Source organism: Enterobacter sp. 18A13, from assembly GCF_007035975.1.
In the GTDB taxonomy this organism is placed as follows: domain Bacteria; phylum Pseudomonadota; class Gammaproteobacteria; order Enterobacterales; family Enterobacteriaceae; genus Enterobacter; species Enterobacter vonholyi.
The window spans coordinates 3,326,536-3,339,173 of record NZ_AP019634.1 but is presented as its reverse complement, the minus strand read 5'-3'; the positions used below and the strand labels follow the sequence as shown (position 1 = coordinate 3,339,173).

Here is a 12,638-nt window from a genome sequence, read left to right as displayed (position 1 = left end):
GTTTATCGCCCGGTGGCGCTGCGCTTACCGGGCCTACAGTTATCACTGCGTCTTGTAGGCCGGGTAAGCGAAACGCCACCCGGCTTTTTTATTGAGTAAAAAACGTGAATACACTCGAACACACCATCGGCAACACCCCTCTGGTCAAACTTCAGCGCATGGGGCCGGCTAACGGCAGCGAAATCTGGGTCAAACTCGAAGGCAATAACCCGGCGGGGTCGGTAAAAGATCGTGCCGCGCTGTCGATGATTGTCCAGGCTGAAAAGCGCGGCGAGATTAAGCCGGGCGACGTACTGATTGAAGCCACCAGCGGTAACACCGGTATCGCCCTGGCGATGATTGCGGCGCTGAAAGGCTACCGCATGAAGCTGCTGATGCCTGACAACATGAGCCAGGAGCGCCGCGCCGCGATGCGTGCCTACGGGGCCGAGCTGATTCTGGTGACCAAAGAGCAGGGGATGGAAGGCGCGCGCGACCTGGCGTTAGAAATGGCCGAGCGCGGCGAAGGTAAACTGCTCGATCAGTTTAATAACCCGGACAACCCGTACGCGCACTACACCACCACCGGCCCGGAAATCTGGCAGCAAACCGACGGGCGAATCACCCATTTTGTCTCCAGCATGGGCACCACCGGCACCATTACCGGCGTATCGCGTTTTCTGCGCGAGCAGGACAAAGCCGTCACCATTGTGGGCCTGCAGCCGGAAGAGGGGAGCAGCATTCCGGGCATTCGCCGCTGGCCGGCGGAGTATATGCCCGGCATCTTTAATGCGCAGCTTGTGGACCAGGTGCTGGATCTTCACCAGCGCGAGGCGGAAAATACCATGCGTGAGCTGGCCGTACGCGAAGGTATCTTCTGCGGCGTCAGCTCGGGCGGCGCGGTAGCGGGCGCGATTCGGGTAGCGCAGGCAAACCCGGGTGCTGTGGTGGTGGCGATTATTTGCGATCGAGGCGATCGCTATCTGTCTACCGGCGTCTTTGGTGAAGAGAGTTATTCGCAGGGGGCGGGGATTTAAGCGTCATGGAGATGATTCTATTCCGGGATAATACCCGGGCGCAGCAAACTGATATTGTCGCGGTACAGTCGCAGGTGGTGTACGGCAGCGTGGGTAACAGCATTGCGGTTCCTAATATTCGAACCCACAGGCTGAACGTCACCGCCGTGCCAACGGTACTGTTCAGCAACACGCCACACTATGACACCTTCTATGGTGGCGTGATCCCCGATGAGTGGTTCAGCGGCTACCTGAAGGCGCTGGAAGAGCGCGAGATCCTGCGCGAGCTTAAGGCGGTTACCACCGGCTATATGGGAAATGCCAGCCAGATCGTCCTGCTGGCGCAGTGGCTGAAGGCGGTCAAAGCTCAGCATCCTGATCTGCTGGTGCTGGTCGACCCGGTTATCGGAGATATCGACAGCGGGATGTACGTGAAGCCGGATATCCCGCAGGCGTATCGGGAGCACCTGCTGCCGCTGGCGCAGGGGATTACGCCAAACGTCTACGAGCTGGAAGTGTTAAGCGGCAAACCGTGCCGCACGCCGGAAAGCGCCATCGCGGCGGCACAGGGACTGCTTTCAGACAGCCTGAAATGGGTGGCGATCACCAGCGCGCCGGTCGCAGACGACCCGCAAAACATCCACGTGGTACTGGTGACGAATGAGGGCGTGACCGTCAGCGCGCACCCGCGCGTAGAAACCGATCTGAAAGGGACGGGCGACCTGTTCTGTTCAGAGCTGGTGAGCGGAATTGTAGAGGGGAAAACCGTTGCAGATGCCATTCGCATGGCCGGCGATCGGGTGACTGACGTGATGCTTTATACCCAGTCGAAAGGCTACGACGAGCTTATCCTCCCGGCATAAACAAAAATGGCGCCCGAAGGCGCCATTTTTCTGTGCGGCAAGAATTACTTCTTGATGCGGATAACCGGGGTTTCACCCACGGTGACGCTGCCAGACAGTTTGATCAGTTCTTTGATTTCGTCCATGTTGGAGATAACAACCGGCGTCAGGGTAGACTTGGCTTTTTCTTCCAGCAGTGGCAGATCGAATTCAATCACCGGGTCGCCAACTTTAACACGCTGGCCTTCTTCCGCGATACGTTTGAAGCCTTCGCCTTTCAGTTCAACGGTGTCGATACCGAAGTGAACGAACAGTTCGATACCGCTATCAGATTCGATAGAGAACGCATGGTTGGTTTCAAAAATTTTACCGATGGTGCCGTCAACTGGAGCAACCATTTTGTTGCCAGTTGGTTTGATAGCAATGCCATCACCAACGATTTTCTCAGCAAACACTACATCCGGCACGTCTTCGATGTTGACGATCTCGCCGGAGAGCGGAGCAACAATCTCAATAGTTCCGGAGTCTTTCTTATCATCAGAAACCAGAGATTTCAGTTTATCGAACAAACCCATGATCTTCTCCTAAGCAGTAATTTGGGCCGCATCTCGTGGATTAGCAGATTGTTTTTTCTTCAATGAACTTGTTAACCAGCGTCATTAACTCGTCCGTTGTCGGTTGAGCAAGAGCCTGCTCTGCTAACACCTTCGCATCTTCGAAGTTCGTGTTACGGATAATCTTCTTAATGCGCGGGATGGAAATGGCGCTCATAGAGAATTCGTCCAGACCCATACCCAGCAACAGAAGTGTAGCACGTTCGTCGCCTGCAAGCTCACCACACATGCCAGTCCATTTACCTTCTGCATGAGAAGCATCAATAACTTGCTTGATCAAGTTCAGTACGGACGGTGACATTGGCTGGTAGAGATGTGAAATCATATCATTACCACGGTCAACTGCCAGGGTGTACTGCGTTAAATCATTGGTGCCGATACTAAAGAAATCAACTTCTTTGGCTAAATGACGCGCAATAGTCGCCGCCGCAGGTGTTTCCACCATTACGCCGATCTCGATTGACTCGTCAAACGCTTTACCTTCGTCGCGCAGTTCCTGCTTGTAAATTTCGATCTCTTTCTTCAGTGCACGCACTTCTTCAACAGAGATGATCATCGGGAACATGATGCGCAGTTTACCGAAAGCAGAGGCACGCAGGATCGCGCGAACCTGGTCACGCAGGATCTCTTTACGATCCATCGCGATACGAATCGCACGCCAGCCCAGGAACGGGTTCTCTTCTTTCGGGAAGTTCATGTACGGCAGCTCTTTGTCGCCACCAATGTCCATAGTACGGACGATAACCGCCTGAGAGCCACACGCTTCAGCCACGGCTTTATAGGCAGCAAACTGCTCTTCTTCCGTTGGCAGCGCGTCGCGGTCCATGAACAGGAATTCTGTACGATAGAGACCTACGCCTTCCGCACCGTTGCGCTCAGCGCCATCAACGTCGCGAACGGTACCGATGTTTGCGCATACTTCTACCTGATGGCCGTCAAGGGTGATAGCTGGCAGGTCTTTCAGCTTAGCGAGTTCCGCTTTTTCAGTCGCAACCTGCTCCTGAACCGCGCGCAGTTTATCGATCTCTTCATTAGTTGGGTTGACGTAAACCAGATTGTTTACGGCATCCAGAATCAGATAGTCGCCATTTTTCACCTGAGAGGTGACGCTACCGGTACCCACGATGGCAGGCAGTTCCAGAGAGCGCGCCATGATAGAGGTGTGGGAGGTACGGCCACCCGCGTCGGTGATGAAACCGAGGACCTTTTTCAGGTTCAGCTGTGCGGTTTCAGACGGGGTGAGGTCCGCGGCAACCAGGATCACTTCATCCTGAATTGCGCTCAGGTCGATAATGGCCAGACCCAGGATGTTGCGCAGCAGGCGCTTACCGATGTCACGTACGTCAGCCGCACGCTCTTTCAGGTATTCATCATCCAGTTCTTCCAGGGCAGTTGCCTGACCTTCGATAACTTCATGCGCAGCCGCGTCGGCCGTCATGCCTTTATCTTTAATCAGGGCTATGATTTCCTGCTCCAGCTCCTCATCTTCGAGCAGCATGATGTGCCCTTCGAAGATGGCTTCTTTTTCTTCACCGAAAGTTTCGCCAGCTTTAGTTTTGATTGCTTCCAGTTGCGCAGATGCCTTGGCACGACCGCTCAGAAAACGTTCAACTTCCTGATCAACCTTGTCGGCAGAAATTTTTTTCCGGTCGATGACGATCTCGTCTTCTTTCAGCAGCAATGCTTTGCCGAAAGCGATACCCGGGGATGCTAAAATGCCTGAAATCATAACCCTACCTTACTTGTGACTGATATTTAAAAGAACCCGGAAACTTACTCGAGCTCAGCCATCAGTTTTACCAGATGCTCAACTGCTTTCTGCTCGTCTTCACCTTCCGCAGAGATGGTGACAACGGTGCCCTGAGTCAGGCCCAGAGTCTGCAGTTTGAACAGGCTTTTTGCGCTCGCGCTTTTGCCGTTGGAAGTCACAGTGATTTCAGAAGAAAAGCCTTTTGCTTCTTTAACAAACTGAGCAGCAGGGCGGGTGTGCAGACCGTTCGGAGCGGTAATGGTAACTTCTTGCTGGAACATTGTATTTCCCCAACTTATAGGTTTAGTGTTGTGGAACTAAAGTCTAGCCTGGCGACTGAACTTTAGCCTGTATTGTTAGCGCTGACGTTTCGATCGTCATTAAACATTATGCAGCGAAAGCAAGACTTGAACCAAATCATAAAATCGATTCAGCAAGGCTATTTCATTCACCGATTAATTTCACGCATCAAAATAATTGCTGGTTTAAATACCAGACCCAACGGGGTGAAGCAATGCCAGGAGGGGTAAAAGTTTGAAGCAGGCCACAAAAAAGCACCTGAAAAGGTGCTTTTTTACGCGTTATTAACATGCTGGCACTACTGTTGCAGCTCTTTTTCGGTAAACAGATCGGCAAACAGTGCGGTGCTCAAGTAACGCTCACCCGAGGACGGAAGGATAACCACAATATTCTTATTGGTAAAGGCTTCGTCTTCCTGCAGCTTGAGCGCTGCCGCAACGGCCGCACCGGAAGAGATACCCGCCAGAATGCCTTCTTCATCCATCAGGCGACGCGCGGTAGAGATGGCTTCTTCGTTAGTGATGGTGACCACTTTATCGATCAGCTTCAAATCCAGGTTGCCCGGAATGAAGCCTGCGCCAATACCCTGGATTTTATGCGGGCCTGGTTTGAGCTCTTCACCGGCCAGGGCCTGGGTGATAACCGGTGAGTCAGTCGGCTCAACGGCAACGGTGATCAGGTCTTTTTTACCCTTTGTGCCTTTAATATAGCGTGACACGCCGGTCAGCGTACCGCCGGTACCCACACCGGAGATAAAGACGTCAACCTGGCCGTCGGTATCTTCCCAGATTTCCGGACCGGTGGTCTTCTCGTGAATTTCCGGGTTTGCGGGGTTGCTGAACTGCTGCAGCAGCAGATATTTCGCCGGATCGCTGGCCACAATCTCTTCGGCTTTCTGAATGGCGCCCTTCATGCCCTTCGCGCCTTCGGTCAGCACCAGGTTCGCGCCAAGCGCTTTAAGCAGCTTACGACGCTCGATGCTCATCGTTTCTGGCATAGTCAGCGTCAGCTTGTAGCCGCGCGCAGCAGCAACATAGGCCAGAGCAATACCGGTGTTGCCGCTGGTCGGTTCCACCAGCTCAACGCCAGGCTTCAGTACGCCACGTTTTTCAGCATCCCAAATCATGTTTGCACCGATACGGCATTTAACGCTGAAGCTCGGGTTACGTGATTCGACCTTCGCCAGGATGCGTCCATTACCGATACGGTTCAGTCGAACCAGGGGCGTATGACCGATAGTCAGCGAGTTGTCTTCATAAATCTTACTCATGGCCTGTCCTTAACTGTATGAAATTGGGATACCGACCCAGCATACCTGTTGAGCAGGTAGGGGGAAGTAAGGAATTCGCATATCTATATACTGCAAGGAAATAATGGGGATCAGTATGGAATAAGGGGCGGCATAAGCCACCCCTGCTTTACACATTTTTGCATTATTTCCATAACGCGTGCTTAGCACGGTAGCAGTCGACCCACATCGCCGTCGCGCCGCAAACGGCGACGGGCATGATGAACAGATTCAGGAAGGGAATCATGGTGAACAGGCTGGTCAGTGCGCCAAACTGCATATTGGCGACCTTCTGGCTGCGCAGGGCGGTGCGCATCTCTTTAAACGGTACCTTGTGGTTATCGAAAGGATAGTCGCAGTACTGAATGGCCAGCATCCAGGCGCTGAACAGGAACCACAGCACCGGTGCCACGGTCTGGCCAATGCCTGGCACAAAATAGAGGATAAGCAGCACGAGCGCGCGGGGCAGGTACCAGGCAAACTTCTGCCATTCGCGCTTCATAATGCGAGGGAGGTCTTTCATGATCCCCCATATCCCTGTGTCCGGCGGCGTCGCACCGGTAAGCCGCGCTTCCAGCTGTTCCGCCAGCAGACCGTTAAACGGTGCGGCTATCCAGTTTGCAATTGTCGAGAAGAAGTAGCCAAACACCAGCAGCACGGAGATCACCGCCACCGGCCAGAGCAGGTAGTTAAGCCACTGCAGCCAGTCCGGCACGTAACTCATCAGCGACGGGATCCAGCTCACCAGTTTTGTAAACAGCCACCAGAACGCGCCGCCCATAAGAATAATGTTGATCAACAGCGGCAGAATGACGAAGCGTCGAATCCCCGGCAGGGAGACCAGTTTCCAGCCCTGAGAAAAATACCAGACGCCGCTGCGCGGGGGGGAAGAAGATGTTGAAACCATAGCCAGGCTGTACTCCTTTTTACACAACCAGTGGAATTGCCCGCCTATATTATCCACTTACGGAGCAATGACCAGTTCGGAAATGTTCGAAAAACCAGCAAAAAGCACGATTTCCTTCATCTTTATGCTGTGAATGCTCTGCACACACTTGCACTTGACGTAAACGGCAAATACTCTTAGTGAGTAAATGTTTGCCGTGGTGGCAAGGTGTTAGAACAACAGAGAATATAATGATGCAGGATTTGCGTCTGATATTAATCATTGTTGGCGCGATCGCCATAATCGCTTTACTGGTACATGGTTTCTGGACCAGCCGTAAAGAGCGTTCCTCGATGTTTCGCGATCGCCCACTGAAGCGCATGAAGTCCAGTCGTGACGACGATGACAGTGAAGATGACATCGACGGCAGCGATGACGACGGCGTGGGTGAAGTTCGTGTTCATCGGGTCAATACTGCGCCCGGCGCAGGCCATGGGGAGCATGAAGCGCCTCGTCCTTCGCAGCACCAGTATCAACCGCCGTATGCTTCTGCACAGCCGCGCCAGCCAGCGCCGCAGCCTGTGGAAGAGCCGGTGCGCCAGCCGCCGCAACAGCCTGTTTATCAGCAGCCTGCTGCGCCACAGCCGGTTCAACATCAACCGGTACAGCAACCGGTTCAACATCAACCGGTACAGCAACCGGTTCAGCAGCCCGTGCAGCAACAACCTGCTCAGCCGGTACAACAACCGCAGCAGCCTGTTCACGTACAGCCTGCGCCTCAGCCTGCTCCGGCCCCGTACGTTGAGCCTGAGCCCGTTGCAGAGCCAGAGCCGGTTGTTGAAAAACCGCAGCGTAAAGAAGCGGTGATCATCATGAACGTGGCCGCGCATCACGGTAGCCATCTCAATGGCGATGTGCTGCTTAACAGTATTCAACAGGCAGGCTTCAAGTTTGGCGATATGAATATTTTCCATCGCCACCTGAGCCCTGACGGTAGCGGTCCGGCGCTGTTCAGCCTGGCCAACATGGTTAACCCTGGCACCTTCGATCCGGAAATGACCGGTGATTTCGTGACCCCGGGCGTCACTATCTTTATGCAGGTGCCGTCCTACGGTGATGAACTGCAAAACTTTAAGCTGATGCTGCAGTCCGCTCAGCACATCGCTGACGAAGTCGGTGGCGTGGTGCTCGACGATCAGCGTCGAATGATGACCCCGCAGAAATTGCGCGAGTATCAGGACCGCATCCGCGAAGTTAAGGAAGCTAACGCGTAATCGCCGCGTTGACTTCAACTCCTCCTCAACCCCCGCATGTCGGGGGTTTTTTCTCATTGATGGTGCGATATGGACTCAATCGAACAACAACTCACTGAACTGCGAACCACGCTTCGCCATCATGAATACCTCTATCATGTTATGGACGCGCCGGAAGTGCCGGATGCGGAGTATGACCGCCTGATGCGCGAGCTGCGCGAACTAGAGGCGCAGCATCCTGAACTCATCACGCCGGATTCCCCCACCCAGCGCGTCGGCGCTGAGCCGCTGGGCGCTTTCAGCCAGGTGCGTCATGAAGTGCCGATGCTGTCGCTGGATAACGTCTTCGATGAAGAGAGCTTCCTCGCGTTTAACAAGCGCGTGCAGGATCGCCTGAAAAGCAGCGACTCTCTCACCTGGTGCTGCGAGCTGAAGCTGGATGGCCTGGCGGTCAGTCTTCTCTATGAAAACGGCGTGCTGGTGCGTGCCGCGACGCGTGGCGACGGCACGACGGGCGAAGACATCACCACCAACGTGCGTACCATCCGCGCGATCCCTCTGAGGCTGCAGGGTGACAACATTCCTGCACGTCTGGAAGTGCGCGGCGAAGTGTTCCTGCCGCAGGCGGGCTTCGAGAAAATTAACGAAGAGGCTCGTCGCACCGGCGGGAAAGTGTTTGCTAACCCGCGTAATGCGGCGGCGGGCTCGCTGCGCCAGCTCGACCCACGTATTACCGCGAAGCGACCGCTTACTTTCTTCTGCTACGGTGTGGGTATTCTAGAGGGCGGCGAGTTGCCGAATACGCACCTCGGACGCCTGCTGCAGTTTAAAGCGTGGGGCCTGCCGGTAAGCAATCGCGTCCAGCTCTGCGACTCGCCGGAAGCGGTACTGGCGTTCTACCACAAGGTGGAAGAGGACCGTCCGACGCTCGGTTTTGATATTGATGGCGTCGTCATCAAGGTGAATTCACTGACGCTGCAGGAGCAGCTGGGCTTTGTGGCGCGCGCGCCGCGCTGGGCGGTGGCGTTTAAGTTCCCTGCCCAGGAGCAGATGACCTTCGTTCGCGACGTGGAGTTCCAGGTCGGTCGAACGGGGGCTATTACACCGGTCGCCCGTCTGGAACCGGTGCAGGTGGCGGGCGTGCTGGTGAGTAACGCCACGCTGCACAACGCCGATGAAATCGAACGCCTGGGCCTGCGCATTGGTGACAAAGTGGTGATTCGCCGCGCAGGGGACGTGATCCCGCAGGTGGTTAACGTTGTGGAGTCAGAACGTCCTGATGATACGCGCGAGGTTGTCTTCCCAACCCATTGCCCGGTGTGTGGTTCGGACGTTGAGCGTGTGGAAGGTGAAGCGGTGGCCCGCTGTACGGGGGGCTTAATCTGTGGCGCGCAGCGTAAAGAGTCACTGAAGCACTTCGTTTCCCGTCGCGCAATGGACGTTGACGGCATGGGCGACAAGATTATCGATCAGCTGGTTGAGAAAGAGTATGTCCACACGCCAGCGGACCTCTTCAGGTTGACCTCTGGTAAACTGACCGGTCTGGACCGCATGGGACCAAAGTCTGCCCAGAATGTGGTTACCGCGCTGGAAGCCGCAAAAGAGACGACTTTCGCCCGTTTCCTCTACGCGCTGGGCATTCGTGAAGTGGGTGAAGCAACCGCAGCAGGTCTGGCAGCATACTTTGGTACGCTGGAGGCGCTGGAAAAGGCGAGCATCGAGGAGCTGCAGAAAGTCCCGGACGTAGGTATTGTCGTCGCCACGCACGTCTTTAACTTCTTCGCCGAAGAGAGCAACCGTAACGTCATCGGCGAACTGCTGGAAGAGGGCATTAAATGGCCCGCGCCGGTGGTGGTTAACGCTGAAGAGATCGACAGCCCGTTCGCCGGTAAAACGGTGGTGCTGACCGGCAGTCTGAGCCAGCTTTCACGCGACGATGCCAAAGCACGTCTGGTGGCGCTGGGGGCAAAAGTGGCGGGCAGCGTGTCGAAGAAAACCGACCTGGTGATCGCCGGTGAAGCGGCGGGTTCGAAGCTGGCGAAAGCCCAGGAGCTCGGCATTGCGGTTATCGACGAAGCGGAAATGATGCGTCTGTTAGGAGAGTAACGTGGAGAAAGAGCAGCTCGTTGAGATCGCCAATACGGAGATGCCGTTTGGTAAATACAAGGGCCGCAGGCTGATTGATTTGCCGGAGGAGTATCTGCTGTGGTTTGCCCGTAAGGATGAATTTCCGGCAGGGCGACTGGGCGAGCTGATGGCTATCACGTTATTGATCAAAACCGAGGGGCTGACCCAGCTGGTGCAGCCCCTGAAACGTCCTTAAGCCTTGGCGGCGCGGGTCTCTTCCTGCGCCAGCTTTTCGGTCTGGCGCTTGTAGCGACGCGCCAGCACCGCGCAGACCATCAGCTGGATCTGGTGGAAAATCATCAGCGGCAGCACCATCATCCCAATCACCGAGGTCGGGAACAGAATGTTGGCCATCGGGATGCCGTTCGCCAGGCTCTTCTTCGAACCGCAGAACACAATCGTGATTTCATCCGCTTTGTTGAAGCCGCACTTGCGTGCCACAAAGACGTTTACCGCAATCACAATCGCCAGCAGGACGATGCTGACCACCACGATAAACAGCAGCGAGCCTGCCCCCACCTTGTGCCAGATCCCGTTCACGACCGCTTCGCTAAAGGCGGAGTAAACCACCAGCAGAATCGAGGTCTGGTCGGTTTTTGAAATCCATTTTTTATGCTTCGCCACAAACGCGCCGGTCCACGGTCGGGAGAGATGGCCCAGGACAAACGGCAGCAGCAGCTGCAGACAGATTTTGCCCACCTGCTCAAGGTTACCTTCCGCACCGTGCATGTTCATCAGCAGGCCTACCAGCAGCGGGGAGACGAAAATCCCCAGCAGGCTGGATGCCGATGCCGAGCAGACCGCGGCCGCCACGTTCCCTCCCGCGAGAGAGGTAAAGGCAATGGCGGACTGCACCGTGGCCGGAAGAATACAGAGATACAGGAAACCGGTGTAAAGCGCCGGGTCGACGTTAACCGGCGCCCACCAGGCAAACAGCACCCCGAGGATCGGGAACAGAATGAACGTGCTGCACATCACCCACAGGTGTAGTCGCCAGTGGCTACCGCCCGCGATAATGGCTTCGCGGGAGAGCTTTGCGCCGTGCATAAAGAACAGTAGCGCGATGGCGGCCGTCGTCAGCCCTTCAAAAAACGGGACGAAACCGCCGCGAGCGGGGAAGAAAGAGGCCAGTAAAACGGTAACTACCAGGGTGAGCGTAAACGGATCAACAATACGAAATAGTTTCATAATGACTCCTGAAAACAGATGTCGCTATTGTGCTTTTTTCCATTTGAGAAATAAAATTGATTTATTGCATCCATTCATGAATTAAAAAGATGAATTATTCACTACGTCAGCTTCGTGTTTTTGTCACCGTGGCGCAGGCTCGTAGCTTTAGCCGGGCAGGAGAGATGATTGGCCTGAGCCAGTCGGCGGTTAGCCACAGCGTGAAAGAACTGGAAAATCAGACTGGCGTCCGGTTACTTGACCGAACCACGCGCGAAGTGGTGCTGACCGAAGCGGGGCAGCAGCTCGCTCTGCGCCTTGAACGGTTGCTGGATGAGCTCAACAGCACGCTCAGAGACGTGGGGAGGCTGGGCCAGCAGCTTTCGGGTACCGTGCGGGTCGCGGCCAGCCAGACGATATCCGCACACCTTATACCTCAGTGTATTGCCGAGGGAAGCCATCGCTACCCGGACATTGATTTTGTGCTGCATGACAGGCCGCAACAGTGGGTGCTGGAGAGCATCCGCCAGGGGGATGTCGATTTTGGTATTGTTATCGATCCCGGTCAGGCAAGCGATCTGGCGTGCGAAAGCGTACTTTCTGAGCCTTTTTTGCTGCTCTGCCGTGACGACGATCCGCTGGCCTCGTTGCCGGAGGTCAGCTGGCAGTCCCTGCAGGGCGCGAATCTGGTATTACAGGATTATGCCTCGGGCAGCCGTCCGTTGATTGATTCCGCGCTGATGAATCAGGGCGTAAAGGCAACAATCGTGCAGGAGATTGGTCACCCGGCGACGCTGTTTCCCATGGTGGAAGCCGGCATTGGCATCAGCGTATTGCCCGCCCTGGCGCTCCCCCTGCCGCAGGGAAGCAGACTGGCCGTCAGGCGATTAACGCCCGTTGTCGAGCGAAAGCTGATGCTGGTGCGGCGAAAAAATCGTTCACTCTCGGGGGCGGCGCAGGCTATCTGGGAAGTGGTGCGTATCCAGGCACAACGATTAACCGAAGCCCGCATACGCGACCCACTGTTTAACGCATCAGAAGATCAGATGTAGATATCAATCTGATTATTGTCTGACGGGCTATTCACGCCTTCCACTTTGCCCAGTTTTTGTTCCTGCTTCTTCTGGGCCTCTTCGGCCTGCTGGCGCTGCAGCGCCGCGAGCTGAGCCTGCAGCACTTTGAGCTGGGTCTGAATAAGTTCCTGCTGCTTTTTCTTCTCGTCGGTGCTGATGGGGCTGTTCGACAGCTCTTTTAACTGCTGGGTCAGTTTTTTGATCTTGTCGAGAATGCGGGTGATTTGCGCAGAGATATCGTTACTGCTCGAAGTTCCACTCGCGCCGCTGGTTTGAATCTGTTGGGTTGAAGCCTGAATGGTCGTCATACTTTTTCCTCGCGTTATAAAACAGAGGTATCGGC

Annotated in this window: 13 protein-coding genes; 6 read left to right on the top strand and 7 right to left on the bottom strand. The window is 55.2% G+C overall.

The features are described 5' to 3' along the window. Window positions 1-104: 104 nt before the first annotated feature. A complete protein-coding gene (gene cysM, locus FOY93_RS16110) occupies window positions 105-1,016 on the top strand; it encodes a cysteine synthase CysM (protein WP_115875955.1) in 912 nt (303 codons plus the stop codon). Window positions 1,017-1,021: 5 nt separating this feature from the next. Then, on the top strand, window positions 1,022-1,858 hold the full coding sequence (gene pdxK / locus FOY93_RS16105; protein WP_133294881.1) for a pyridoxine/pyridoxal/pyridoxamine kinase: 837 nt from the start codon (window positions 1,022-1,024) through the stop codon (window positions 1,856-1,858). A gap of 44 nt (window positions 1,859-1,902) precedes the next feature. Here pdxK and crr read toward each other — a convergent pair whose 3' ends face one another. From crr to cysZ, 5 genes are all read right to left on the bottom strand, one after another. Continuing rightward, complete coding sequence (crr, locus tag FOY93_RS16100; protein WP_003861316.1) at window positions 1,903-2,412, bottom strand: PTS glucose transporter subunit IIA; 510 nt, start codon at window positions 2,410-2,412, stop codon at window positions 1,903-1,905. A gap of 40 nt (window positions 2,413-2,452) precedes the next feature. Continuing rightward, entirely contained in the window at window positions 2,453-4,180 is a 1,728-nt protein-coding gene (gene ptsI, locus FOY93_RS16095) for a phosphoenolpyruvate-protein phosphotransferase PtsI (RefSeq protein WP_023332954.1), read from the bottom strand. Between the two features lie 44 nt (window positions 4,181-4,224). Continuing rightward, entirely contained in the window at window positions 4,225-4,482 is a 258-nt protein-coding gene (gene ptsH / locus FOY93_RS16090) for a phosphocarrier protein Hpr (RefSeq protein WP_045909449.1), read from the bottom strand. A 317-nt stretch (window positions 4,483-4,799) separates the two neighbouring features. Next, window positions 4,800-5,771, bottom strand: coding sequence for a cysteine synthase A (gene cysK, locus FOY93_RS16080; RefSeq protein WP_014884739.1), 972 nt, complete (start codon window positions 5,769-5,771; stop codon window positions 4,800-4,802). 163 nt (window positions 5,772-5,934) lie between these two features. Then, on the bottom strand, window positions 5,935-6,696 hold the full coding sequence (gene cysZ / locus FOY93_RS16075; protein WP_143345380.1) for a sulfate transporter CysZ: 762 nt from the start codon (window positions 6,694-6,696) through the stop codon (window positions 5,935-5,937). Window positions 6,697-6,926: 230 nt separating this feature from the next. On the opposite strand from cysZ, the gene zipA reads away from it, so the two are divergent. The 3 genes from zipA (at window position 6,927) to FOY93_RS16060 (ending at window position 10,251) form a co-directional block, all read left to right on the top strand. Continuing rightward, window positions 6,927-7,949, top strand: coding sequence for a cell division protein ZipA (zipA, locus tag FOY93_RS16070; protein WP_143345379.1), 1,023 nt, complete (start codon window positions 6,927-6,929; stop codon window positions 7,947-7,949). Between the two features lie 69 nt (window positions 7,950-8,018). Continuing rightward, window positions 8,019-10,034, top strand: coding sequence for an NAD-dependent DNA ligase LigA (ligA, locus tag FOY93_RS16065; RefSeq protein WP_143345378.1), 2,016 nt, complete (start codon window positions 8,019-8,021; stop codon window positions 10,032-10,034). 1 nt (window position 10,035) lies between these two features. Next, entirely contained in the window at window positions 10,036-10,251 is a 216-nt protein-coding gene (locus FOY93_RS16060) for a DUF3820 family protein (RefSeq protein WP_003861328.1), read from the top strand. On the opposite strand, the gene FOY93_RS16055 is transcribed toward FOY93_RS16060, so the two are convergent. After that, on the bottom strand, window positions 10,248-11,243 hold the full coding sequence (locus FOY93_RS16055; protein ID WP_111965206.1) for a bile acid:sodium symporter family protein: 996 nt from the start codon (window positions 11,241-11,243) through the stop codon (window positions 10,248-10,250). The two genes, FOY93_RS16060 and FOY93_RS16055, sit on opposite strands and share 4 nt — an antisense overlap. Window positions 11,244-11,332: 89 nt before the next feature. Between FOY93_RS16055 and FOY93_RS16050 the strand changes: the two genes are divergently transcribed. Further along, complete coding sequence (locus tag FOY93_RS16050) at window positions 11,333-12,274, top strand: LysR family transcriptional regulator (protein WP_111965207.1); 942 nt, start codon at window positions 11,333-11,335, stop codon at window positions 12,272-12,274. Here the strand turns inward: FOY93_RS16050 and FOY93_RS16045 are convergent. Further along, window positions 12,265-12,603 (bottom strand): FlxA-like family protein, encoded by a 339-nt coding sequence (locus tag FOY93_RS16045; protein ID WP_111965208.1) that lies wholly within the window; start codon window positions 12,601-12,603, stop codon window positions 12,265-12,267. The genes FOY93_RS16050 and FOY93_RS16045 overlap by 10 nt on opposite strands. Window positions 12,604-12,638: the final 35 nt, after the last annotated feature.